Annotated in this window: 23 protein-coding genes; 14 read left to right on the top strand and 9 right to left on the bottom strand. The window is 61.6% G+C overall.

Annotation, left to right across the window (positions count from 1 at the left end; translation table 11 throughout):
- Nucleotide 1: 1 nt before the first annotated feature.
- Complete coding sequence (locus tag GTP27_RS09155) at nucleotides 2-1,249, bottom strand: MFS transporter (protein WP_161038884.1); 1,248 nt, start codon at nucleotides 1,247-1,249, stop codon at nucleotides 2-4.
- A 102-nt stretch (nucleotides 1,250-1,351) separates the two neighbouring features.
- Nucleotides 1,352-1,816, bottom strand: a complete 465-nt coding sequence (locus GTP27_RS09150; RefSeq protein ID WP_161038883.1) for an RrF2 family transcriptional regulator — start codon at nucleotides 1,814-1,816, stop codon at nucleotides 1,352-1,354.
- 199 nt (nucleotides 1,817-2,015) lie between these two features.
- Here GTP27_RS09150 and GTP27_RS09145 point away from each other — a divergent pair, with 199 nt between their 5' ends.
- The 8 genes from GTP27_RS09145 (at nucleotide 2,016) to GTP27_RS09110 (ending at nucleotide 10,711) form a co-directional block, all read left to right on the top strand.
- Nucleotides 2,016-4,289 carry a nitric-oxide reductase large subunit gene (locus tag GTP27_RS09145; RefSeq protein WP_161038882.1) on the top strand — a complete coding sequence of 758 codons (2,274 nt, stop codon included), beginning with the start codon at nucleotides 2,016-2,018 and terminating at the stop codon, nucleotides 4,287-4,289.
- Nucleotides 4,290-4,366: 77 nt separating this feature from the next.
- On the top strand, nucleotides 4,367-4,633 hold the full coding sequence (locus tag GTP27_RS09140; RefSeq protein ID WP_161038881.1) for a DUF2249 domain-containing protein: 267 nt from the start codon (nucleotides 4,367-4,369) through the stop codon (nucleotides 4,631-4,633).
- A gap of 119 nt (nucleotides 4,634-4,752) precedes the next feature.
- Complete coding sequence (nirK, locus tag GTP27_RS09135; protein ID WP_161038880.1) at nucleotides 4,753-6,186, top strand: copper-containing nitrite reductase; 1,434 nt, start codon at nucleotides 4,753-4,755, stop codon at nucleotides 6,184-6,186.
- Between the two features lie 2 nt (nucleotides 6,187-6,188).
- Nucleotides 6,189-6,998, top strand: a complete 810-nt coding sequence (locus tag GTP27_RS09130) for a formylglycine-generating enzyme family protein (protein ID WP_161038879.1) — start codon at nucleotides 6,189-6,191, stop codon at nucleotides 6,996-6,998.
- A gap of 8 nt (nucleotides 6,999-7,006) precedes the next feature.
- Nucleotides 7,007-7,660 (top strand): SCO family protein, encoded by a 654-nt coding sequence (locus tag GTP27_RS09125; RefSeq protein WP_229633582.1) that lies wholly within the window; start codon nucleotides 7,007-7,009, stop codon nucleotides 7,658-7,660.
- Between the two features lie 103 nt (nucleotides 7,661-7,763).
- Complete coding sequence (locus GTP27_RS09120) at nucleotides 7,764-9,785, top strand: ribonucleoside triphosphate reductase (protein ID WP_161038878.1); 2,022 nt, start codon at nucleotides 7,764-7,766, stop codon at nucleotides 9,783-9,785.
- 31 nt (nucleotides 9,786-9,816) lie between these two features.
- Nucleotides 9,817-10,002 (top strand): anaerobic ribonucleoside-triphosphate reductase, encoded by a 186-nt coding sequence (gene nrdD / locus GTP27_RS24035; protein ID WP_161038877.1) that lies wholly within the window; start codon nucleotides 9,817-9,819, stop codon nucleotides 10,000-10,002.
- 1 nt (nucleotide 10,003) lies between these two features.
- Nucleotides 10,004-10,711 (top strand): anaerobic ribonucleoside-triphosphate reductase activating protein, encoded by a 708-nt coding sequence (locus tag GTP27_RS09110; protein ID WP_161038876.1) that lies wholly within the window; start codon nucleotides 10,004-10,006, stop codon nucleotides 10,709-10,711.
- On the opposite strand, the gene ubiT is transcribed toward GTP27_RS09110, so the two are convergent.
- Genes ubiT through ubiU form a run of 3 tightly spaced genes read right to left on the bottom strand, consistent with a single transcriptional unit; the run spans nucleotide 10,689 to nucleotide 13,160 of the window.
- Entirely contained in the window at nucleotides 10,689-11,207 is a 519-nt protein-coding gene (ubiT, locus tag GTP27_RS09105; protein ID WP_229633580.1) for a ubiquinone anaerobic biosynthesis accessory factor UbiT, read from the bottom strand. The genes GTP27_RS09110 and ubiT overlap by 23 nt on opposite strands.
- Nucleotides 11,204-12,106 (bottom strand): U32 family peptidase, encoded by a 903-nt coding sequence (locus GTP27_RS09100; protein WP_161038875.1) that lies wholly within the window; start codon nucleotides 12,104-12,106, stop codon nucleotides 11,204-11,206. Before GTP27_RS09100 ends, ubiT begins: the two co-directional genes overlap by 4 nt.
- Before the next feature lie 16 nt (nucleotides 12,107-12,122).
- Nucleotides 12,123-13,160, bottom strand: a complete 1,038-nt coding sequence (ubiU, locus tag GTP27_RS09095) for a ubiquinone anaerobic biosynthesis protein UbiU (RefSeq protein WP_161038874.1) — start codon at nucleotides 13,158-13,160, stop codon at nucleotides 12,123-12,125.
- Nucleotides 13,161-13,318: 158 nt separating this feature from the next.
- Here ubiU and GTP27_RS09090 point away from each other — a divergent pair, with 158 nt between their 5' ends.
- The 4 genes from GTP27_RS09090 (at nucleotide 13,319) to GTP27_RS23590 (ending at nucleotide 15,717) form a co-directional block, all read left to right on the top strand.
- Nucleotides 13,319-13,792 (top strand): hemerythrin domain-containing protein, encoded by a 474-nt coding sequence (locus GTP27_RS09090; protein WP_161038873.1) that lies wholly within the window; start codon nucleotides 13,319-13,321, stop codon nucleotides 13,790-13,792.
- The gene (locus GTP27_RS09085; protein ID WP_161038872.1) at nucleotides 13,789-14,040 is read left to right on the top strand and encodes a DUF2249 domain-containing protein; all 252 of its coding nucleotides are present in this window, start codon (nucleotides 13,789-13,791) and stop codon (nucleotides 14,038-14,040) included. Before GTP27_RS09090 ends, GTP27_RS09085 begins: the two co-directional genes overlap by 4 nt.
- Nucleotides 14,037-15,386, top strand: coding sequence for a permease (locus tag GTP27_RS09080; RefSeq protein ID WP_161038871.1), 1,350 nt, complete (start codon nucleotides 14,037-14,039; stop codon nucleotides 15,384-15,386). The genes GTP27_RS09085 and GTP27_RS09080 overlap by 4 nt, the downstream gene beginning before the upstream one ends.
- A gap of 88 nt (nucleotides 15,387-15,474) precedes the next feature.
- Nucleotides 15,475-15,717 carry a hypothetical protein gene (locus GTP27_RS23590; RefSeq protein ID WP_202416654.1) on the top strand — a complete coding sequence of 81 codons (243 nt, stop codon included), beginning with the start codon at nucleotides 15,475-15,477 and terminating at the stop codon, nucleotides 15,715-15,717.
- On the opposite strand, the gene GTP27_RS09075 is transcribed toward GTP27_RS23590, so the two are convergent.
- Nucleotides 15,710-18,805, bottom strand: a complete 3,096-nt coding sequence (locus tag GTP27_RS09075) for a ligand-binding sensor domain-containing diguanylate cyclase (protein ID WP_161038870.1) — start codon at nucleotides 18,803-18,805, stop codon at nucleotides 15,710-15,712. The genes GTP27_RS23590 and GTP27_RS09075 overlap by 8 nt on opposite strands.
- A 230-nt stretch (nucleotides 18,806-19,035) precedes the next feature.
- Nucleotides 19,036-19,509 carry a cache domain-containing protein gene (locus GTP27_RS09070; RefSeq protein ID WP_229633578.1) on the bottom strand — a complete coding sequence of 158 codons (474 nt, stop codon included), beginning with the start codon at nucleotides 19,507-19,509 and terminating at the stop codon, nucleotides 19,036-19,038.
- A gap of 200 nt (nucleotides 19,510-19,709) precedes the next feature.
- Here GTP27_RS09070 and GTP27_RS09065 point away from each other — a divergent pair, with 200 nt between their 5' ends.
- Nucleotides 19,710-20,204, top strand: coding sequence for a response regulator (locus tag GTP27_RS09065; RefSeq protein ID WP_161038869.1), 495 nt, complete (start codon nucleotides 19,710-19,712; stop codon nucleotides 20,202-20,204).
- A complete protein-coding gene (locus GTP27_RS09060; protein WP_161038868.1) occupies nucleotides 20,201-22,732 on the top strand; it encodes a GAF domain-containing protein in 2,532 nt (843 codons plus the stop codon). The genes GTP27_RS09065 and GTP27_RS09060 overlap by 4 nt, the downstream gene beginning before the upstream one ends.
- 10 nt (nucleotides 22,733-22,742) lie before the next feature.
- Here GTP27_RS09060 and GTP27_RS09055 read toward each other — a convergent pair whose 3' ends face one another.
- Both GTP27_RS09055 and GTP27_RS09050 read right to left on the bottom strand, forming a co-directional pair.
- Entirely contained in the window at nucleotides 22,743-24,116 is a 1,374-nt protein-coding gene (locus tag GTP27_RS09055; protein WP_161038867.1) for a M48 family metalloprotease, read from the bottom strand.
- An 11-nt stretch (nucleotides 24,117-24,127) separates the two neighbouring features.
- On the bottom strand, nucleotides 24,128-24,781 hold the full coding sequence (locus GTP27_RS09050) for a hypothetical protein (RefSeq protein WP_161038866.1): 654 nt from the start codon (nucleotides 24,779-24,781) through the stop codon (nucleotides 24,128-24,130).
- Nucleotides 24,782-24,788: the final 7 nt, after the last annotated feature.

Genomic DNA, 24,788 nt, shown 5'->3' with positions numbered 1-24,788 from the left:
TTCAGGCCCTGGCCTGCGCTTTGACGGCAGCGGCGGCGACCTCGGGACGGAACGAGTAATGCATCCACACCAGCGATACGCAGACGGTGCCGTATAACAGCATGAAGGCGCTGGAACGCACGCCCGTCATATCGAGCAGCGCGCCGAACAGAATCGGCAGTATGAAACCGCCCAGACCACCGGCCAGACCGACTACGCCGGACACGGCGCCGATGTTGTCGCTGAAGTCGTCGGCGATGAATTTGAACACCGAGGCTTTGCCCACCGCCATGGCGGTACCGACGATGAACAGCAGACCCGTGAACATGGTGGGCGTCAGCGCCAGATCGAGCTTCAGGTCACCGTGCGTGGTGGTGATGATCATCGAGGTCTGCGGGTAGGACAGCAGGAAGAAGCACACCCAGCACACCCACATTACCCACCACGTCACTTTATAGGCGCCGTAGCGGTCCGAGATCCAGCCGCCCACGGCACGCAGCACGCCGCCCGGCAGCGAGAAGCAGGCGGCCAGCAAGGCGGCCAGTTTCAGGTCGAAGCCGTATTCGCCCACGTAGTATTTGGTCATCCACAGTGCCAGCCCCACATAGCCGCCGAACACCACCGAGTAGTACTGGCAGTAGCGCCATACGCGGCGGTCGCCCAGCACTTTCATCTGCGCGCTGAAGGAAATGGCCGAATTGGATTTATGGCTAGGATCGGTGGCCGTGAATACCCAGAAGATCGCCGCCGTCACCAGCATCGCTACCGCATACACGGCAGGCAGCGCCTGCCAGCCCCACGCTGCGATGATGGCGGGCGCGACGAATTTGGTCAGTGCCGAGCCGGAATTGCCGGCGCCGAAAATGCCCATGGCCAGACCCCGGCGCTCGCTGGGGAACCAGCGCGCCACATAAGGTGTGCCGACCGAGAACGAGCCGCCGGCCAGACCGATGAACAGGCCCAGCACGAGGAACTGCCAGAACTCGGTGGCATAGCGCAGCAGATAGATGGCCGGTACGGTGGCCAGCATCAGCAAAAAGAACACGATACGGCCGCCGTATTTATCGCACCAGATACCGAGCGGCACCCGCACCAGCGAGCCGCTCAGCACCGGCATGGCGGCCAGCAGCCCAAACTGCGTTTCATTCAGGCCCAGCATTTTTTTGATGGGGATGCCCAGCACGGCGAACATCATCCAGATCGCAAAACAGATCGTGAATGAGAAAGTGCTGGCGGCAAGTACCCCGACCGCTTTGTTATTGCTTGCCACGTTACACTCCTAACGAGTTTAGAATGCGCTCAGGGTACGCGCCGCTGTCCACCTCGCCAATTGGCCGGAAGGCTAGGCGACCCCGGCAATCAGGCTAGCTATCTAGTCCGAAGTGACTAGCTGGATCACGTGATCGAAGCGGTTGCGCGGCAGACCGGAGAGCGGCAACTGGGGCAGCAGATCGGCCAGCGTCACGCCATCGAGCACCGCCAGAAAGGCCAGACTGGCGCGTCCCAGCACGCCCTGCAGGCTGCAGGCCAGCGCATACGGGCAATCATTCTGACCGCCGTCGAAACAGGCCGTCATGTGAAAATGGGGCTCGCTGGCGCGCACCACCTTGCCCAGATTAATCTCGGCCGGACGCTGGGCCAGCACGATGCCGCCATTGCGTCCGCGCACCGTGCGCACCACGCCGCTCAAGCCCAATTGATGTACCACCTTATTCAGATGGTGCTTGGCCATGTCGTGGCGCTGCGCGATGTCGGCCACCGTCACCAGCCGCCCCTGCTGGCTGGCCAGGTCGAGCAGAGTACGCAGCGTGTACTCGGTAAATACTGTCAGTTTCATGATGCCCTAGAACAATGTGTCGCGAGGCACACATTATTCCTGCCCTCTTGTGCATTTGTTCATAACCTGGATCAAGAAAAACAAGGATCGAATATACATGTTTAAAACAGCGGCCTAGAATCTGCTCCATCGTTCTGGCGCGTGCCGGAGCGAGAGTTTTCCAAGCTGATACTCAACTCACGAACTAAGGAACCATGTCATGCACGCTACGCGCAAACTCTGGACCTGGCTCGGCCTGATCTGCGCTCTCTCCTTCGCCGTCCTCGGCTGGGTGGGAGCAGAAATCTATCTGGCCGCCCCACCCATACCAAAACAAATCATCAGTGCCGACGGCACCCAGCTCTTTGGCGAAGGCGAAGTGGACCGTGGCCAGCAAGCCTGGCTGTCCGCTGGTGGCCAGCAATTGGGCACCGTCTGGGGTCACGGCAGCTACGTGGCACCGGACTGGTCGGCCGACTGGCTGCACCGCGAAGCCACCGCGCTGCGCGAACTGTGGGCCCAGCGCGACTTCACCGCGCATTTCGAAGACCTGAGCAAGTCCAATCAGGCCTATCTGAATGCCAAGCTGAAGGAAGAAATGCGCCGCAACACCTACGATAAAGCCCGTGACGTGATCGTCGTGTCGGCTGACCGTGCTGCGGCTATCCGCGCCGTGGCCAAGCATTACACCGGCCTGTTCGGCGACGAGGCCAGCCTCGATGCGCTGCGTGTCCAGTACGCCATGAACCCTAACTCGATCACCAATCCCGATGATCTGAAAGCCCTGCCAGCCTTCGTATTCTGGTCGGCCTGGGCTGCCGCTACCGACCGTCCCGGTCAGCAGGACCTGAGCTACACCAGCAACTGGCCGCACGAGCCGCTGATCGACAACCGTCCCAGCACGGGCGCCGGCATCTGGTCGATCGCCAGTGTGATACTGATGATAGGCGCGATTGCCGCCATGGTGATGGTGCACAGCGCTGCCAAAGAGGAAGAAGATCCTGCGCCACCCAAGGCTGATCCGCTGCTGAACCTGAAAGCCACGCCTTCCATGCTGGCGACCAAAAAATACTTCTTCGTGGTGATCGGCCTGATCCTCGCGCAAGTGGGCATGGGCGTGATTACCGCCCACTACGCGGTCGAAGGCCGCAGCTTCTTCGGCTTCCCGCTGGCAGACATCCTGCCGTTCGTGGTCAGCCGCACCATCCACACCCAGTTCGCCGTGCTGTGGATCGCCACTGCATGGCTGGCCACCGGCCTGTATATCGCTCCCGCCATTTCCGGTCACGAACCGAAATTCCAGAAGCTGGGCGTCAACCTGCTGTTCTACGCGCTGCTGTTCATCGTGGTAGGCTCCACCGCTACCGGCTGGCTCGGTTCTATCCAGCACAAAGGCACGGACTTCTCGTTCTGGCTCGGTAACCAGGGCCTGGAATTCACCAGCATGGGCCGTATCTGGCAGATCCTGCTGTTCGTCGGCCTGCTGATCTGGGTGACCCTGCTGGGCCGCGCCCTCTGGCCTGCGCTGAAAAAACCATCGGAGAGCCGTGGCCTGATCGTCATGGTGTTCCTGTCGGCCATGTGCATCGGCGGCTTCTACGCTACCTCGCTGACCTGGGGCCAGCATAGCCACTACTCGATGATCGAATACTGGCGCTGGTGGCTGGTCCACCTGTGGGTGGAAGGCTTCTTCGAAGTGTTCGCTACCGCCGTGATCGCCCTGCTGTTCACCCGTCTGGGCCTGATCCGTGCTGCCACCGCCAACAGCGCCATCGTGCTGGAAACCATCGTGTTCCTGTTCGGCGGCATACTGGGCACCCTGCACCACCTGTACTTTACCGGCACGCCTACCTTCGTGATCGCTATCGGCGCCATGTTCTCGGCACTGGAAGTGGTACCGCTGTCGATGATCGGTATCGAAGCATGGCGCAACTACCAGCGCTCGAAAGCCGCACCATGGGTACAGACCTACAAATGGTCCATCCTCTGCTTCATCGCTGTGGGCTTCTGGAACACCGTGGGCGCTGGCCTGCTGGGCTTCTCGATCAACACTCCGATCGCGCTGTACTACATGCAGGGTCTGAACATGACGGCAGCCCACGGCCACGCCGCGCTGTTCGGTGTATACGGCATGCTCGGTATCGGTCTGCTGCTATTCTGCCTGCGTGGCCTGTCCAGCCGTCTGGCCTGGTCCGATGCGCTGCTGCGTCCTATGTTCTGGTGTCTGAACATCGGTCTGGCCATGATGGTGTTCATCTCGCTGGTGCCAGCCGGTATCTATCAGGCCTGGGCCAGCATCAGCACCGGCATGTGGTTCGCCCGTTCGCCTGACATCATCCACTCCAAAGTAATGGAAACGCTGGTATGGATGCGGGTACCGGGTGACGTGGTGTTCGCCGTCGGCACGCTGTTCCTCGCCCTGTTCGCATGGCGCCTGCTGGTGGCCAAACGCGAAGCGGTAGCAAGCAGCGACAAGCAAGCCAAGCGCGCTTAATCCCTCCTCCTCAACTGCTGCACGATGCGTCCGCACCGTGCAGCAGCTTTCAATCAAGTATCCTGAAAGATCACACAATGTCACACGATTGCTCCACTCCCAAAGGGCCGGACGGCATCTATCCATTCGACGCACGCGGTGTTGCCAAGCGTTTCCGCCACGCTGCCATCTTCGGCGCGCTCGGCGCTTTATTTCCCGGCGAAATTATGCGATTCTGTAACGACCACGACCCATTGCCTTTGCTAGCGCAAATCGACCAGCGCTATCAGGGTCGCGTCAAAGCCGCTTATGTAGCACGCGAACCGGGGCAGGTGGTCATCGACTTCCTTCTCAGCGCAGCCTGATTCTTTCACTTAGTTAATTTTCATAATCCAGATCATGGAAAACAAAGGCTTGCACACTTAGCATGTGTCCATGCATCCGATAAACGGTTGCGGCAAGTCAACGTACAAGGGGAAATAAGATGAAGAAGAATTTCAAACTGAGCGCAGTGACTCTGGCCACCTCGGCCCTGCTGGCTCTGATCGGTGCGACTGCAGCTGTGGCTGCCGAACCTGAACTGCCAGTGATTACCCAGGAACTGGTGGCTCCGCCACAACTGCCGCCACCGATCACCCGTAAGACCGCTGCCCACGTGGTGGTGAATCTGACGGTAGAAGAAGTCGAACGCGAAATCGCTCCCGGCACCCGCTACACCTTCTGGACTTTCGGCGGCACCGTACCGGGCAAATTCATCCGCGTACGTGAAGGCGACACCGTTGAACTGCACCTGCTGAACCTGCCTGACAACAAACTGCCGCACAATATCGACCTGCACGCCGTCACCGGCCCTGGCGGCGGCGCTGCCCAGACCCTGATCGCTCCCGGTAATGAAGCGACCTTCACTTTCAAAGCCCTGCAATCGGGCCTGTATGTGTACCACTGCGCTACTGCGCCAGTCGGCATGCACGTGGCGAACGGCATGTACGGCCTGATCATGGTCGAGCCTAAAGAAGGCATGGCTAAAGTGGATAAAGAGTACTACGTGATGCAGGGTGACTTCTACACCGAAGGTAACTATCGCGCCCCTGGCCTGCAGAACTTCGATATGCAGAAAGCCATCGACGAAAAGCCGACCTATGTGGTGTTCAACGGTGCCGACGGCGCGCTAACCGGTGCTAACTCGCTGACCGCCAAGGCTGACGAGAAAGTCCGTATGTTCTTCGGCGTGGGTGGCCCTAACATCACTTCCAGCTTCCACATCATCGGCACCATCTTCGACAAGGTGTACTTCGAAGGCGGCACCAAGTATCAGGAAAACGTGCAGACCACCATGGTGCCTGCCGGCGGTTCGGCTATCGTCGAATTCACCCCGCGCGTACCGGGCAACCTGACGCTGGTGGACCACTCGCTGACCCGTGCCTTCAACAAGGGCGCTATCGGTCTGCTGTCGGTGGCCGGTCCGGACAAGCCTGATATCTACAGCAAAGGCATCAAGAAACCGCTGACCGCTGCCGCTGTTGCCAAAGTCGCACCGGCACCCGCCAAAGCTGCGGCCAAAGATGCCAAGCCAGCCGTAGCCGCCGCACCGTCTGTGCATGCACGCGGCAAAGCGGTGTACGATTCGAATTGCGCAGTCTGCCACCAGGCCGATGCCAAGGGTGTAGCCGGTGTCTTCCCGCCGCTGGCCCATTCGGACTTCTTCCAGCAGCGTCCCTACGAAATGGCCCACATCGTGCTGAACGGCCGCAGTGGCACGCTGGTGGTCAACGGTCAGAAATACAATGGTGTGATGCCAGCGCAGGACCTCAACGACGAGGATATCTCCGCTGTTATCAACTACATCAGCGTAGAACTGAACGAAGGCCAGCCTGTGCTGACGCCTGAGCAAGTGCGCGATATGCGCAAAAAACGCTAATCATGCAAGCGCCCGCCCACCGGCCCACGTGGCTGGCGGCGCTGGCACTGCTGGCCGCTACGGCGGCCAGCGTTCATGCTAGCGATACCGCCGTACCAGACTACCGCACCATACAGGGAGGTAGCCTGCGTACGGTACTTCCGGCTGATGGCGTCGCTGCCGATGCCAGGGTTGCGCCCTTCCAGCTGCGCAGCCGTCTGGTCACCAATGCCGACTTTGCTGCCTTTGTGCGCCAGCACCCGCAATGGCAGCGCGGCCAGGCCCCTGCCCTGTTTGTCGCTCCGGCCTACCTCGCCGGCTGGAATAGCCCCACCGATTACACCCCCATGGCGGCCGATGCGCCGGTAATCCACGTCAGCTGGTTTGCCGCACAGGCTTACTGCGAAAGCGAAAACGCCCGTCTACCGCGCTGGTACGAGTGGGAATTCGCTGCCGCAGCCGATGCTACCCGCGCCGATGCGCGCGACGACGAAGCATGGCTGGCCAACATCCTGCACTGGTATGCCGATGCGGGAAAAAGCACCCCGCGCGCCGTGGCCGGCACGCCTGCCAATTTTTACGGCATCCATGACCTGCACGGCCTCGTGTGGGAATGGGTGGAAGATTACAGCGGTCTGTTCGTCAATGCAGACAGCCGCGCCAAAGGGGAACAGAAACTGCTCGACTATTGCGGCGGTGCGGCTGCCACACTGGCCGACCGCCGTAACTATGCCATCCTGATGCGCCTCGCCCTGCTCTCGGCCATGGAGGCCAATCAGGACGGCGGCAATCTCGGCTTCCGCTGCGCGCGCGATGTCGCCCCGACCAAATAAGGAATATCATGTCCGCGCCTCTCACCCTAGCTCGCACTGTCCGGCGTACCATGCTGGGCACAACGCTGGCGCTGTCCCTGCTGGGCAGCATCTGGCCCGCTAGCGCAGCTTCTGCCACAGCTGCCGCACCGGCTAGCGCCAGCCCTGCCGTTTTGCCCGGCAACTCGCTATATCAGCTCGATATCAGCCTGACCGACGCCGCCAATCAGCGCTTCAGCTTGCGCGATATGGCGGGCACGCCGGTGCTGGTGACCATGTTCTATGGCGACTGCAACGCTGCCTGTCCCATCATCATCGAAACGCTCAAGCGCACGGTGGAAGCGCTGGGGCCGAACGCCGCCAGGCTGCGCGTGCTGATGGTCAGCCTCGATCCGTTCAACGACAGCCCCGCCGGTCTGGCCCAGCTGGTGAAGAACAAACAGCTCGATCCGCAGCGCTTCCGCCTGGCCGTAGCCAGGGATGAAAGCCAGACCCGGTTGCTGGCCGGTGCGCTCCAGATCAAGTTTCGCCAGCTCGGTGATGGCGTAATCAACCACACTACCCGCATCGCCCTGCTTGATGGCAGCGGTCTGACCAAGGCCGTCAGCACCCGCCTCGATACCACGCCGGATGCCGAGTTCGTCAAGCAAATCAACAGCTTACTCAAGACGGTAAAAAATTAATCTGGATCATGGAAAGCAGAAATAGCTTGCGCAACGGTTGACCACACAATATCTAGTGCTTAACCTACCTAAACCAACTACATCTAGGGTTTAAGGGGAAAGCATGGATAACGATCTGTGGCACACCAGTATCATCAAACGGGACGGCAGCACGCAGCCGTTCAGCCTCTCCCGCATCACCGCCGCGCTGCTGCAGGCAGGCCGCGCCAGCGGTGAATTCGATCAGCCGGTAGCGCAGCAGCTGGCCGGCTACGCGCTGACCCAGCTGCGCGCTCTGCCCGCGGACGTGCCGCTCAGCGTGGAACGCATACAGGATGCCGTGGAAAGTGCGCTGTACGATGCGGGCTACCGCGCTACGCTGCGCTGCTATGTGGTATACCGCGAACAGCACGCCCAGCTGCGCCAGGACCGCAGCTCCATCGTCGATGTCGAGTCATCGATCAACGAATACCTGACGCGCGCCGACTGGCGCGTCAACGCCAACGCCAATCAGGGCTATTCGCTGGGCGGACTGATACTCAATGTATCGGGCAAGGTGATTGCCAACTACTGGCTCAACCACGTCTACCCGCCTGCCGTGGGTCAGGCCCACCGCGACGCCGATGTGCACATCCATGATCTCGATATGCTGGCCGGCTATTGCGCCGGCTGGTCGCTGCGCACCCTGCTCAACGAAGGCCTGAACGGCGTGCCGGGCAAGATCGAATCCGGCCCGCCCAAGCATATGCACAGCGCCATCGGCCAGATCGTCAACTTCCTCGGTACGCTGCAGAATGAATGGGCCGGCGCGCAAGCCTTCAGTTCCTTCGATACCTATATGGCGCCCTATGTGCGCAATGACGGCCTCGATTACGCGCAGGTGCGCCAGTACATGCAGGAGCTGATCTTCAACCTCAACGTGCCCTCGCGCTGGGGCACCCAGACGCCGTTCACCAACCTGACCTTCGACTGGGTCTGCCCGGAAGATCTGCGCGAACAGATACCCCACATCGCCGGTCAGGAAATGCCGTTCAGCTATGGCGATCTGCAGGCCGAAATGGACATGATCAACCGCGCCTACATCGAAGTGATGATGGCGGGCGACGCCCATGGCCGCGCCTTCACCTTCCCGATTCCGACCTATAACATCACGCCCGACTTCGCGTGGGATAGCCCGAATGCGGAACTGCTGTTCGAGATGACGGCGCGCTACGGCCTGCCCTACTTCCAGAACTTCGTCAACTCCGAGCTCAAGCCGAACATGATACGTTCCATGTGCTGCCGCCTGCAGCTGGACTTGCGCGAGCTGCTCAAACGGGGCAATGGCCTGTTCGGCTCGGCCGAGCAGACCGGTTCGCTGGGCGTGGTGACGATTAACTGCGCCCGCCTCGGCTATCTGTACCGCGGCGACGAAGCTGGCCTGCTGGCCGCGCTGGACCGCCTGCTGGAGCTGGGCCGCGACAGCCTGGAAATCAAGCGCAAGGTGATCCAGCGCCACATGGACAACGGTCTGTTCCCTTACACCAAACGCTATCTGGGCACGCTGCGCAACCACTTCTCCACGCTGGGCGTTAACGGCATCAACGAAATGCTGCGCAACTTCGATCCCGTCCATCAGCAGGACATCACCAGCGACTGGGGCCGCGACTTTGCCCTGCGCCTGCTCGACCATGTACGTGCGCGCATGCTGGAATTCCAGGAGCAGACCGGCCATATGTACAACCTCGAAGCCACACCGGCGGAAGGCACCACCTACCGCTTTGCCAAGGAAGACCGCAAGCGTTTCCCCGACATCCTGCAAGCCGGTAGCGCCGAGCAGCCCTACTACACCAACTCCTCGCAACTGCCGGTGGGTTACACCGACGATCCGTTCGAGGCGCTGGAACAGCAGGACGCCCTGCAACGCAAGTACACGGGCGGCACGGTGCTGCACCTGTACATGACGGAAGCGCTATCGAGCGCGCAAGCCTGCCGCACACTGGTACAGCGTGCACTGGGCCGCTTCGGCCTGCCGTATATCACGGTAACGCCTACCTTCTCGATCTGTCCTACCCACGGCTACCTGAAAGGCAGCCATCAATTCTGTCCGAAATGCGATGCCGAGCTGATCGCCCGCAAACAGGCCAGACTGGCCAGCGCCGCCTGAACCATCACCCCGACCAACGAAAGGAACTACCATGCAGACCACCACCAGCCAGACCGGAATCGCCATCGTGCTCGATGACAGCGAACGCCAGCCCTGCGAAATCTGGACCCGCGTCATGGGCTACCACCGTCCGCTCTCCTCGTTCAATACAGGCAAACAAGGCGAGTTCAACGAACGTAAATACTTCGTCGAACCGTGCAACGCCAAACAGCACTAGCATGACAGCGGGCGCCCTCAAGGTCGGTGGCTACACGGCGTTCAGCGCCACCGACTATCCGGGCCAGCTCAGCGCCGTGGTGTTCGTGCAGGGCTGCCCGTGGCGCTGCGGCTACTGCCACAATCCCCATCTGCAGGAACGCACCAGTGCCAGTCCGCTGGCATGGGACAGCCTGCTGGCGGCGCTGCAGCGGCGCACCGGTCTGCTCGATGCCGTGGTGTTCAGCGGCGGCGAGGCCACCATCGACCCCGCGCTGGGCGAGGCCATGGCGCAGGTGCGTGCCATGGGATACAAGGTTGGCCTGCACACGGCCTGCATCTATCCGGCACGGCTGCGCAGCGTGCTGCCACTGGTGGACTGGGTGGGCTTTGACGTCAAGGCGCCGTTCAGCCGTTACGCCGGCATTACCGGCATCGCCAACAGCGGCGATCCGGCCCGCGCTTGCGTCGAGATGATCATGGCCAGCGGCGTGGCATACGAATGCCGCAGCACCGTACATCCGCTATTGCTACCGCCGGACAGTGTGCTGGAAATGGCACAGCAGCTAGCCGCCATGGGCGTGCAGAACTATGTGCTGCAACCGTTCCGCAGCACCGGCTGCGCCGACGATAGTCTGATTGCCAGCGCCAGCGGCGACTATCCGCCGGCAGCACTGGAACAGCAGCTAGCGCCGCTGTTTGCGCAGTTCAGCGTACGGCGCCACCATTAGGCCGGGGCAGGAATTTCAGCAGGCGCAGTACGGCCTGCTTGCCCACTTCCGTCAGCGGCACTTCCATCGCATCGAGCGTGTTTTTCACCAGCAGGCCCAGTTCCGTGTCGCCTTCCATGGTCAGGCGGCGTGCGAAGAACAGCGTGTCGGGATCCTGCTGGCGGCGCGCCAGCGCCACCATATCGGCCACGCAGGCGCCGATTTCCAGATCGGGCACGCCATCATGACGGCGCGCCGTAAAGCTGGCGCCGTTCCAGCTGAAATCGAATGCCACACCGGCGTCGCTGACGCGCACGCGCAGGTGGCGCCCCAGCAGGCTGTTGCGCACATCATCGGGCAATTGCGGTCGCAGCACCAGATTCAGCGCTGCCACGCACAGCAGCGAGCCGGGATAAGCGGGCAGGCACTGGCCCAGCGCAGTCAGAAATGCCGGCAGCTGTGGCGCCGTATCGTTAGCTTTCTGGTTGTAGTTCGGGGTCATCATGCTCGGGTTCATAGTGCTGCCTCCATACGCTGTTCCAGGCCGGGCTTGCCGTACCAGTAGCCATTACATCCGCCCGCCGGCATATACGCTGTCATGGCATCCGCCACTTCGGCGGCATCGGCTTCGCCTTTACGCACGCTGTCAAAGGCGGCGATGATCTGGTCCATATGCTGGGCCTGCGGGCTCAGACGCACAACTTCCACGCCCATCTGCGCCATCTGGGCCAGTTCGTTAATCAGGTTGTACACCAGCGCCGACTGGCTCTGGATACCGTTCAGGACGAGGAAAGGCTGCTGCTCGCGGGTCTGCATCAGCAAACCATCCGGATGCTCGATGCAGCTGAACTGGCAATCGTCCTTGGGCAGATTGCGGTTGCGCGCCGTGAAGCAGCGCGCCGAGAAGGCCAGCGGCATGCGGCCATAGGCAAACACCTCGGTCGCAATCGCCTGCGGGCGCTGCTCCAGCATGGCCTGCAGACCGGCACGTCCCATTTCCAGCGGCATGACCCAGCGGGTAGCGCCCAGTTCGGCCATCAGCGCCAGCGTGGGCGGGTTATAGATGTTCAGGTGCGGACCGGCCACGAACGGGCCTTTATCGGACAGCAGTTGTACCGCGCCCATATCGCTCGCTTCCACCATGAAGCGGCCATTGGCCGTGAGGCGGCGCAAGGCCGTGACATCGGCACTCGATTCGATCAGCGCCAGTGTGGAAAGTACCACCTGCTTGCCACGCGCTTCCAGCATGGCGGCAATCTCGAGCCAGTCGGCGGCGCGCACTTCGTGGCGGCGCGAGCAGACGCTCTCGCCCAGATACACGATGTCTACCGGCGTGGCCGCCATCGCCTCGTAAAACTCCATCACCTTGGCACGTGGCCAGTAGTACAGCAGCGGCCCCAGAGCAAGTTTCAGCATTCACATCTCCCTATCTTTATTTCCAGGCGCGGTGGTAGGCGCCCAGCGTGTGCTGCTGGCCTTCAGCCAGCTGGTTCAGTTCCGACATCCAGTCCGGCTTGACGGAATAGCGCGCCGGATTCTGCAAAGCCTGATCGATGGCCTCGCGCCACACCCGCGTGACTTGCGCCACATACGCTGGGCTGCGCTGCCGCCCCTCGATCTTGACCGCCTTGACACCCATGCCGATCAGCTGCGGCAGCAGTTCCAGCGTATTCAGGCTGGTCGGTTCTTCCACTGCATAGTAAGTCTCGTCGTTGACATCGAAGCGGCCCTTGCACAGCGTCGGATAGCTGGCATTTTCCTTAGGCGTGTAGCGGTCGATCAGCACCCCGTTCAGGCGCGACTCCAGTCCGCGCGGGCTTTGCTGCCAGCGCACCGCCTTGGCCGGCGAGCATACGCCATGGGTGTTGGGCGATTCGCCCGTCACGTAGGACGAGAGCGCACAGCGGCCTTCCACCATCACGCACAGGCTGCCGAAGCCGAACACCTCGATTTCCACTGCCGTGTTGTTGACCACATGCTCGACCTGCGCCAGCGATAGCACGCGCGGCAGCACGGCACGGGCCACGCCGAAATTCTTGTGGTAGAAGTTGATCGCTTCGGCATTGGTGGCCGAGCCCTGCACCGACAGATGCAGGCGCAGATCAGGATAGTTTTCCGCGGCGTAGCGCATCAGCCCCGGGTCGGCCAGTATCACCGCGTCCACGCCTGCGCTGGCGGCACGGTCGATGGCGCGGCGCCACAAGGCACTGGTTTCCGGCTGCGGGTAGGTGTTCAGGGCCAGCAGCACTTTGCGGCCATGCCGGTGAGCATAATCGATGCCCTGCGCGATGGCGGCGTCATCGAAGTTCAGGCCGGCGAAATTGCGGGCGTTGGTTGCATCACGAAAGCCGAGGTAGACACAATCGGCACCGAGATCGATGGCAGATTTAAGAGCAGGCAGGCTGCCCGCGGGGCACACCAGTTCGATCGGACGCGCGCTAGGGTCCGGAGAAATTTCGTTTAGACTCATAATGGAGCTCTTGCTTAGTGAAGTGCAAAGGTTTTTGCGACCACGCACTGTATCGCGTAGCCAAGCCGAAAATCCTTGACTTGAATCAAGGAAAGCCAGCTTCCTGCGATGGGACAATGCAATGGTCATTCCGACGGTCTAGTAAAGCAGGATTCAGCATGAGCAACCTTAGTACCATCAGCCACTACCTTGAACAGGATCACCAGCATTGCGATGATCTGTATATGCAGGCGGAAGAACATATCGCCGAAACCCGTCTGGCTCAAGGAGCCGCAGCCTTCCAGCGCTTCATGCTGGCATTCGAGCTGCATCTGGCGCGCGAAGAGCATCTGCTGTTTCCCGAACTGGAAAAACATCTGGGCAGCCAGGGTGGCCCTACTGTCGTCATGCGCAACGAACATGAACAGATGCGCGCCATACTGCGCCAGATGCTGGGCGCCATCGAGCGCAGCGATATCGACAGCTTCTTCGACTATGCCGATCACCTGCGCATGCTGATGGCCCAGCACAATCTCAAGGAAGAAAACGTGCTCTACCCCATGGCTGACCGCATGCTCGGTGCTGCCAGCAGCGCCATGCTGGAACAGCTTAGCCAGACCAGCGCCGCTATTGCACAAGGAGTGGCAGCATGAGTCGCGAAATCCCCGCCGAAGTACAGATCGATGTGAGCGGTCTGGAGCCGCCCGAACCCATGGTGCGCGTGCTCGAAGCACTCGACCTGCTGGAGTCCGGCGGCCGTCTGCGCGTGCTGATCGACCGCCAGCCCGTGCCGCTGTATCAGGTACTGCAGAGGAACGGCTACTCGCATCTGACCAGTGCGCGCGACGACGGCCTGTATGAAGTCTTGATCTGGATCACTGGCGACGCCAGCCCCGTATGAGCGGCGCCAGCGTCCCGCGCCGCGTCCTGTCCTTCGATAGCAACCCGCCCTATACGCTACCGCTGCGCTTCTTTTTCAGCGCGCCGCTGTTTGTCCTGCTGGCCTGCGCTCTGCTGTTGTGGCAGGGCGATGCGGCGCTGGCCAGCCGCTGGTCGCCCTACACGCTGGCCCTGACCCACCTGCTGGTATTGGGCTGCATCAGCATGACCATGCTGGGCGCGCTGATGCAGATGCTGCCCGTGGTGGCCGGCATCAGCCTGCCCCATGTGCTGCGCATAGGCCCGCTGGTGCACGCCGGCCTGTGTGGCGGCACGCTGCTGCTGGCGGCTGCGTTCTGCTGGCAGCAGCCCTGGCTTTACATCGCCGCCGGCCTGTCCCTGCTGGCCACGCTGCTACTGTTCATCGGCGCCTGTACCGTCGGCCTGTGGCAGCAACCCGATAGCGGCGCCGCCGAAGTAGTGGCAGCCATCCGCCAGTCGCTGGCGGCGCTGCTGATCACCCTGGCACTGGGTGCCCTGCTGGCAGCATCGCTGGTCTGGCCCGGCAGCATAGGCCTGCCGCTGCCGCTACTGACCGACCTGCATGCCATGTGGGGGCTGCTGGGCTGGGTAGGATTGCTGGTGATGGGCATAGCATGGCAGGTGGTGCCAATGTTCATGGTGACCGAGCCCTATCCGCCACGGGCCCGCAGCCGGGTCAGCACCACCCTGTTCCTGTTGCTGTGCGCCGTTTCGATGAGCAGCACGCTGCAGGGGGCGGGTAAGGACGTCCACCTGCTGGCGCTGGGCCTGCTGGTGCTCGGCTATGGCGGCTTTGCGTCACTGACGCTCTACCTGCTGGCACGGCGCAAGCGGCCCAGTGCCGACACCACCACGCTGTACTGGCGCACGGCCATGGGCGCTCTGCTGCTGGCCGGCATACTGGCCGTGCTGCGCCAGCTGGCCAGCCACGATAAACTGTCCGTACTGCCCGTTGCGCCAACCGAACTCGCCATCGGCGCACTGCTGCTGACCGGCGTAGCTCTGTGCACGATTAACGGCATGCTGTACAAGATCGTACCCTTCCTGACGTGGTACCACCTGCAGGAGACGCGCCAACAGGGCGCCAGCGTACCCAATGTGAACCAGATCATTGCGCCGCAGCAGGGCCGCCGCCAGTATTACCTGCACTGCAGCGCAGTAGTACTGCTGGTTGCGGCCTGCTATGCGCCAGCACTCAGCCGCCCGGCGGCCGGCTTGATGGCACTGGCCAGCCTGGCCCTGTGCCGCAACCTGCTCACCGCAGTGACTCTGTATCGGCGAGTGCGCCGTACGGCCCTGATCGGCCAAGCTACAGAGGTCATATAGTCCTTATGGCCAATAGCGCCGCGCCGCACTAAGCGCCAGAATAAACCCCAGCGTCCGCTTTTCGGCGGCGCACACCAGAGAGCACATCATGACTTGCCTTGCAGAGCACTGCTACCACGGCCCTATGCTGAGCATTACCACCAATCGCGATGGTAACCGTGTACACCGCCTGATCGATGACACCCTGTTCCCCACCCGGCCGAAAAAAGTAACGGTCAGACGCGATCCTATGGTGGAAGCGCTGTTCGGCGCTGCACCGGGCGCCAGCGCCAACGACGAGACAGTTGCGCCGGCCAGCCGGAGCCGGGGCCGCCGAACTGCCGCTAGGTAGCTATCACCGTGCGGTTACGGCCAGCGTCCTTGGCCGCATACAGCGCCACGTCGGTGCGTACATACAGTGCATCGAACTGTTCGCCCGCCGCCCGCATGGCCAGCCCGATGCTGACAGTGGGATGCATGCTGATTTCGCCGCTGGTCACCTCGGCCGCAGCAATCGCCAGCCGTATGCGCTCGGCCAGACGCCACGCGCCATCCTTGTCGGTATCGGGCATCAGCACGGCAAACTCCTCGCCGCCCATGCGGCCCAGCATATCCGTGCTGCGGATGGTCAGTTGCGCTGCACGTACGGCCGCGCGCAGCACTTCGTCGCCGAACGGGTGGCCATAGCGGTCATTGACCTGCTTGAAGCCATCCAGATCCATGATCAGCATCGCCAGTGGCTGGCTGGTGCGTTCCATCAGCGCCAGATACTCGCGCGCCCGTTCGATGAAGTGGTGGCGGTTGGCGCAGCCGGTCAGCGAATCGGTGGTGGCCAGCTGGAACAGCCGCTCGTTAGCGCTGCGTAATTCCTGCGCCGTATGTTCGAGCACCAGCGTGCGCTCTTCCACCTGCTGCTCCAGCGCGCGCTGGCGCTGGCGCAGGAAAGCCGTGCGGGCCTGCACCACGCTCACCACCAGTGCCAGCGCGAGCACCACCAGCAGCGCCCGCAGCCATAGTGTCTGATACCACGCCGGGGTCACCACGATGGGCAGGTTGAGCGTGTGACGCGACCAGTTGCCATTGCGGTCGGCCGCCTGCACCAGCAGGCTGTAATGGCCCGGTGCCAGATTGGTGTAGGTGGCGAAACGGCGCAGCGCATCGGTGGGTATCCAGTCCACATCGAAGCCATCAAGCCGGTAGCGGTAGGCTATGCGCTCCGGTGCGGTGAAATCGAGGGCAGCAAATTCCACCGTCAGACTGTCGGCAGGGTTGGCCACTTCCAGCGCCGTGCGCTGGCCCGTCTGGTTATAGCGCGCCGACGCTACCGGCTTGCCGCCCAGCTGTATGGCCGTTACCACCAGCGGCGGCTGGTAATCGCGGCTTTGCGCCTCGTTGGGCCGCAACACGGTCAGCCCGCCTTCGCCGCCATATAGCAACTCGCCCTGTGCAGTGCGGCTGGCCGAGCCTACCCAGTAACCGTTAATGGCAACCCCGTCCGCCTGATGGAATATCCGCATGGCCAGACTATCGGGGTCGAGTGCGACGAGGCCATCGGCAGTGGTGGCCCAGATCTTGCCGCTGCCATCGAGCAGCAGCGCATCCACATTCATGCTCGGCAGGCCCTGCTCGCGCCCGATCCGCTCGAAACGCAGCAGGTCGGACCGTTCGACGCGCAGCACATGAATGCCGCCTCCCAGCGTGCCCACCCACAAACGCCCCTTGCGATCACGCATGATGGACGACACCAGCCCGGCCGCCAGTGCATACGGCTGATTCTTGTCCGGCAGGCTGCGCGTCACTACGCCGTTGCGTAAATCAAGCCGGTTCAACCCGTTGCGGCTGCCTATCCACAGCGCCTTGCCGGCATCGGCATACAGTGCCGTGATGCGGCCGTCGCTAAGCTGGCTGGCATCGATATGGCGTACTGCGCCGTCCGCCTGTGGCAGCAGCCACATGCCGTCATCGCGCCCGCCTACCCACAGTTCATCCCCCAGTCTGAGCAGGCGGTAGGTGCTAGCGGCCGCGGGGCGGCCTTCGATATGGATGCGACGCACCTGCGTACCGGCGGCATTCACCCGGTACAGCCCCCGCCCTGTCGCCACGAATACATCGCCGTTTGCCGCCTCGGCAAAATCGAACACATGGTCAACCGGCAAGGCCGTATCACTATGTTCGGCATCGGCCACGATGTGCTGGATCTGGTTGCGCTCGGGGTCGATGATGTCCACTCCCTGCCCCTGCAAGCCTAGCCAGACCCTGCCATCGCTATGGGTGTAGACGCTAAACAGGTCGGCACCGCGGATGCCGTCCGTTCGGCGCGAGTCGCCAAACACTGTACTGACCAGCTTCTGCTGGCCGTCATGGCGGCTCACTCCGCGCTGGCTGCCCAGCCAGATCGCACCGCTCCGGTCAGTGAAGATGGCAAAAATGATGTCGCCCGCCAGACTGCTGGCCAGCGCGGGATCGTGGCGGATACGTTTGTAGCTATCGTCGCGCAGGTCCACCGCCAGCACGCCCTGGCCGTAAGTGCCTATCCACACTTCTTCCGGCCCGGCCGCGCCGATGGCATAGATCCAGCTATGTTCAAGTACATGACGGCTTTCCCCATTACCGAGAAACTGTTGCGCAACCGCCTCATTTTTACCTAGCCGGAACACGCCGTTGTGGCGCGTGCCTATCCAGACTTGACCCAATGCATCTTCGAACAAGCTGTGCACGGCAATCTGCTCGCCCGGCGGGCCTTGCATGGCAACGCGCCGGAACGGCTGGTCCGCTGCATCACGGCGGTACAGCCCCGCACGCGTGCCGACCAGCAGCGCACCGTTGCGCAGGCACAGCAGCGAGAACACGGGCGCTGCCGGCAGCTCCTTGCGCCCTTGCGGTGTAATTGCTCCGGTCGCCAGATCCAGCCGGTCCAGCCCGGCGCCGGTGCCTATCCAGACACCGCGGCTGCCATCCTGGGCCAGCGCATTCACGGCCATATGGCTCAGGCCTGTATCGCCGACACGGAAATTGACGAATTCGTCCCGGTTGCCGTCATAGCGCGCCAGTCCGCCTGCACTGGTACCTATCCACAGCTGCCCCGTGCCATCGCGCTGCAACGCGGTTACCCAGTTATCGGGCAGCGATTGGGGTTTGGCCGGATCTGGCTGGTAAGTGCGGAAACGATAACCGTCCCAACGGCTCAAACCGTTCTGGGTACCGACCCAGAGGAAACCTTCGGCATCTTCGACGATGGCAGTAGCAATGGAATTCGGTAAGCCCTGCGCCTGCGTGTAGTTCTGAAATACGGCGTCGCGCAGGCCCGCCCAGCGTTCCGCAGCCTGTACAGGTGTCGCGAAGCCGAACACAGCAAGCAGCCAGAGCAAGCCCAGCAGTATTACCGGGCCCAGCCGCAGATGGGCCAGAAGGCGGCCCTGGGGTAGGCATTCACGATTCAATGGTATGCATCCAAAATACGGAAAACAGCCCGGCCGACTATAGCCAGCACGAGCCTGGTTCGAGTCTATCCGAAGCCTGCGGGCTTAGGCCGCCGAAACAGCCTCTGCACACAAAAAAAAACGCCCCTGCTAGGGGGCGTTGCGACTAAGTCCCTGATTTAAAAACTGTATTTACATCAAATTTGAAAAATCAATGCTGTTGGATTACAACTACTTATCCGCTGGCAAGCTTACTGGTACACGCCTACGCCCAGATAGTATTCGCCGGCCCGCTCTACATAGGTGCTCTTCTGCTCGAGCTTCTTGCTGATCGAGTTAGGCCACTGGTATTTAACCCAGCCATGGCCTGCCGGGCTGTTGGCAATCTTGATAAATTCCTTGATCGGGTAGACGTCGCCGGCCATCAGTTCCAGAATATTCTTGTTGACCATACGAGGGTTCTGCCCATGCGCCAGCGCCACACCTTTTTCGTCAAGCATGATGACGTACAGATCACCGCTGACGAATTCGCCGTTCGGATCATTGAAAGCCGCCACAGCCTTGTCCTTGCCGTTCTTGGCGAGATAGGCGGCAGCGCGCTTGACCATGGCCACCGCTTCGTCCGCCGTACCACGCGCGGCCTGAGCCTGTGCCGCAGCGGGTAGCGCAGAACTCATGCCCAGAATGAACAACAGGCTGAACAGCGTTTTTGCCAACATCTTCATGGTGTTCTCCTCTCAAATAATGGTTGCCGAAGGCGGTACAGTCATCATAGCACTGCAACTTAAAATCAACAAAAAGTACCGAAATTGATTTTTATGGTGACTTTAAAAGCGAAATAATTTATTCTGATATTTCCGAATGCAAACACTATTTGCATTTAAAACAATTCTTTGTGCCACACTGAATCCGGAGAATGACCAACATGAGCAAGGGCATCATCCTGTGTGTCGATGACGATTCGACCGTCCTGAACGCTTTACGCACGCTGATCGGCAAAATTTTCGGCAATGACCATCTGGTTGAAATTGCCGAGTCGGCCTCCGAAGCACTGGAAATCGTCGAGGACCATCACCGCCAGGGGCTGCAACTGAGCGTAGTTATTTCCGACTACATCATGCCGTGGATGCGTGGCGACGAACTGCTGATCAAGCTGCATGAAATGTATCCGGCAGCGATCAAGATACTGCTGACTGGCCAGAGCGATCTGGAAGGCGTGAAGAAAGCCATCAATGACGCCAATCTCTACCGCTTCATCGAAAAGCCTTTCAATAATGCCGACCTGATACTGACCATACGCTCGGCCCTGCGCGCCTTCCACCACGAAGCCCAGCTGAACGCCGAAATCGCCGCCCTCAAACTGCAGCTCGAACAGAAAGATGGCGAGCTGGCCCAGCTACGCGGTCCGGCGGCAGCATGAGTACCGGCCACGGCCAGGGACGCGACACTGTCAGCGCCCAGCTGATGGCCCAGCGCGAAGCCGATCTGGCCATCATCAACAGCGTGCAGACTGCGCTGACGGCGCGACTGGAGCTGGCCGATATCTGCAACATCGTCGGCGATAAAATCCAGCAGATCTTTCAGGCCCAGGTGGTCAGCATCGCCCTGCTCGACGGCGGCCAGCAGTTTCAGGTGCCCTATGTGATCGAGCGCGACGTGCGTATAGCGCCCCACCGCATCGACATCTTCGGTTTCCGCAAACATGTGCTGGAGTCGCGGCAGGCATTGCTGTTCAACGAGAATCTGGCGCAGCAAAGCATCGTCTACGGCAACCCTGTGCTGCGTGGCGAAACGGCCAAGAGTGCCGCCTTCATTCCCATGATCAGCGGCGACGAGGTTACCGGTGTGGTGACCCTGCAGCATCTCGATCTGGAGTTCGCCTTCAGCGAGGCCGATGTGGCCCTGCTCAAGACCATTACCAACATCCTCAGCACAGCGCTGGAAAACGCCCGCCTGTTCGGCGAAACCCAGAAGCTGCTGCAGCTGACGGCAGCACGCGCCAGCGATCTGGAAGTGATAGGCCGCATAGGTCGCGAATTCACGGCCTGTCTCGATATGCAGGCCGTGTTCCACTCGCTGGCCCTGAATGTGCACCAGCTGCTCAAGACCAATACCTTCTTCGTGCTGCTCATGAACAGCAATACGCAGAAGCTCGACATGGTGTTCGGCATGGAGAATGGCCAGCCACTGGCGCCGTTTTCGCTGGCGCTGGACGATCCGCTCGCCATGTCCTCGCGCTGCGCCCGCACCCGGCTGGAGGTGGTGCGCCACATGCGTCCCGGCGAACCGCGCTATCTGGCCGGAAACTGTCCCAATCTGAGCAATCTGTATTCGCCCTTGATTGTGGGCGAACGCCTGCTGGGCGTGATGTCGGTGCAGACCATGGAATCGAATGCTTACGGCGAACGCGAGCAGTCTATCTTCCGCACCCTGTGCTCCTATCTCACCATCGCGCTCGATAACGCCGCCGCCCTGCAGGCCCAGCACGAGGCTGAAGCCCAGCGTGCGGCCACGCTGGAACAGGCCAACGCCACACTGGAGCAACTGGGGGCGATCGGCCGCGAGATCACCGGCAATCTGGAGCAGTCGGCAGTGCTGTCGTCGCTGGACCGCCATGTGCGCGCCCTGCTCGACACCCACAGCTACCGCATCTACCGGCTGCGTCAGGACGGCGCCAAACTGAGTCTGGTGCTAGGGATCGATAACGACCAGCGGCTCGACAGCAACGGCGAACTGCTCGACATCGAGCCGGCAGCAGCCCTGTGCATCGCCGAGCAGCAGGAAGTGCTCGATGCCCAGGCCGGCAGCAGCGCCATCTACGCGCCGCTGATGGCGGGCGAGCGGGTGCTGGGCGTGATGTCCATTCATACCCCGCGCGCCCACGCCTACGGCGAACGCGATGTGGCGATTTTCCGCACCCTGTGCGCTTATGGCGCCATTGCGCTGGCCAATTCCGATACGCTGGCGGCACTGCGGCGGGCGCAGGCCATGATCATCCAGCAGGAGAAAATGGCATCGCTGGGCCAGCTGGTGGCCAATGTGGCGCACGAAATCAATACCCCCATCGGCGCCATCAAGGCCAGCGGCCACAATATCGCCGAAGCGCTGGAGCAGACGCTGAGCAATCTGCCGCGCCTGTTCCAGCTGCTAGCCCTGCCCGAGCAACAGCTGTTCATCGATATGCTGCAGCACACGCGCCGCACGGGCGAACTGCTCAACACCCGCGAGGAACGGGCGCTGATACGCGACGTCACCGCCACGCTGGAACAGGCTGGCGTGGACGATGCACGGCGCAAAGCGGCGCTGCTGGTCGAACTGCGAGCCCATGCCAGTGCGGAGCGCTATGTGCCGCTGCTGCAGCACGCCCATGCCGGCTTTATTCTAGACACGGCTGCCAGCATGGCCTCCATCGTCAGCAGCGCGAGCAATATCAACACGGCAGTTGAACGGGTGGCCAAGATCGTCTTCGCCCTCAAATCGTATTCGCGGGTGGACAGCTCGGGCGAGCTGCGCGAAGTCGATCTGCGCCAGAGCCTCGATACGGTGCTGACCATCTACCAGAACCAGACCAAGCAGGGTATCGAGGTGATACGCGACTACCAGCCGATAGCCGCGCTACGCTGCCTGCCGGATGAACTGAATCAGGTCTGGACCAATCTGATCTACAACGCCATACAGGCCATGCAGAATCAGGGCACCCTCACCATCAGTCTAAGGCGCGAAGGCGACGAAGCCGTGGTGGCGATCCGCGATACCGGCTGCGGCATACCGCCCGAAATCCGCGACCGCATCTTTGACGCCTTCTTTACCACCAAGCCGGCAGGCGAAGGCAGCGGCCTGGGACTGGACATCGTGCGCAAGATCGTCGACAAGCACCACGGCCGCATCACGGTGGAAAGCGAAGCCGGCGTAGGCACCGAATTCTCGGTGCACCTGCCACTACTCTAAGCGTGCTGCCCTAGTGCTGGTCCACTTCGGCCAGCATGCGTTGCAGATTGGCCGAACGCGCCTGCGTGTTCGGGTGCTGTTCGCCCAGCTTCTCCATCTTCTGCACGTTTTCCACAAACATCCCCAGCTGGTTGGCTGCCACCAGATCCGGCGTGGCGGGCGGCAGACTGGCCTGATAGCTCTGGATTACCTGATGCAGCTTCTTGCGGTCGTGCAGTGCCGCGTCGAGCAGGCGCACGGCACAGGCGTCGGCCTGCATTTCCTGATCCTTGGAGAAGACTACGAAACGCGTCATCAGCTCGTTCGAATAGGCCATGACATTGCCCGGTGTGCTGTTCACGCCGTCGATCAGCTTGCGCAGACCGTCGAAACTGTCGATGGTATCGGTCAGGCGGGCCTGTATGGCGCGGGTCTCGTGACGCTGCAGCACATGCGCTAGCTCATGTGCCAGTGCAAAATAGGCCTTGTCTTCGTTCTTCGGGACAGCCACCAGATCGCGGTCGATGATCAGAAAACCACCAGGCAGGGCCTGCGCGTTGCCGCTGGCTTTACGCACATCGATCTGGAATTTGTAGGGCATCTCGTCCTTGACGTTGGCCAGCAGCGACTGCATAAGCTGGTTGGCCCGGCTGACCGCAGGCTTGTTGACCTTGCGCTCGCCGTCGAGAAAATCGGCCGCCATATCGTGATGCATGCGTTCGCCCAGCATGCGCTCGGCTTCCATCGGCAGCCAGTTGAGATTCTTGCCGGCCAGCCGCAAGGTGGTGCGCAGGTCCATGTTCTGGCCACCAAAACCGTAGCGCGCGCTGGCATTGTTGATAGCCAGCTTGGCCCCGAGCTTACCGAGCGACAGCAGGCTATCGGTGGTGCCGAAAGGCTCGATCAGGGATTTGCAGCTAGGATCGAATTCGCGCGCCGAGAGCGAAAATACTTCGTCGATATCCTTTACCTTGGTGGGTGTGTTGCCGCTGCCCGTCAGCCGGTTAAAGAACGATGGCTCGTCCGCGTCCTTGCTGCCGCCCTTCTCTCCCTTGCTTCCCTTGTCGGCTACGGCATCGGCGGCGGGCTTATCGCTGCTGGCAAAGAACGACTTCACCTTATCGAACAGGCCAGGCGACTCGGCCGCTGGGGTTTCGGCAGGTGCCGCTGCTTCTGGCGCTGGCGCTGCACTGGCTTCGGCTGCGCTAGCGGCGGCACTGGACTGTGCCGCAGCACTGGCACTGGCACTGGCACTGGCGCTGGCACTGGCGCTGGCACTGGCCTTGCTCTTCTTGTTAGGCGCGGCAGCAGCTGGCGCCGTCGCCAGTGAGCAAGCAAGAGCGGCCACTATGGCCAGCAAAGCCGGTCCCTTGGTCCGCCCACCGATCTGTGATAACCGTTTCATCGACGCTCCCTTTACAACGCCAGCATGGCGCGCAACTGCGCATACACGCGGTCACGTTCCACGAACAGATTGGCATCGTCGTAGATCGCCGCCTGATACAGCAGGCGCGCCACCGGCTCCAGCCCCGCCCGTTCCAGCTGTGCGAGCTGCTGTTCCACTTCCTGCCGTTCGGCCGCTTCGGCAAGCGTGTATTCGCCATGGTAGCTTGCGATGCGCGTCACCAGCGTCCATTGATAGCTGTCGCCGCCATTGACGGGCACATCGAACTCCTGCCCAGCAGCGGTCGGCAGCACCAGTGCTTGGCCGGAACGCGTCAGCTGGAAGGAACGGATACCTTCACCGGCCACTGCCCGCAAATCGACATGCACGCCGCCGCTGCCCGCCAGTACGGTGCCATATGGCAGACCGTCCGGTATGGCAGGCTCCAGCCGGCGCCCACCGGTCTTTTTGGTTGACAGCAAACCAGCCCAGACCGCGCCTAGCGATTTGGCACTCAGGCCCGGCACCACTTTGCAGGGTTCTGTGGCGCGCAGCCGCTTGGCCGCATCCGCAAGCTTGACCGATTTATCGCTCTGCTCCAGCGGCGGCACGCTGCAATCCGTTGCAGCATGCGCTGCCAGCGCGGCAGATAGTGACAGGGACAATAGCACCAAGGACTTGCGCATGAAATTT

Source organism: Duganella qianjiadongensis (genome assembly GCF_009857915.1).
Classification (GTDB): domain Bacteria; phylum Pseudomonadota; class Gammaproteobacteria; order Burkholderiales; family Burkholderiaceae_D; genus Rugamonas; species Rugamonas qianjiadongensis.
This window is presented reverse-complemented; position numbering and strand designations above follow the sequence as displayed.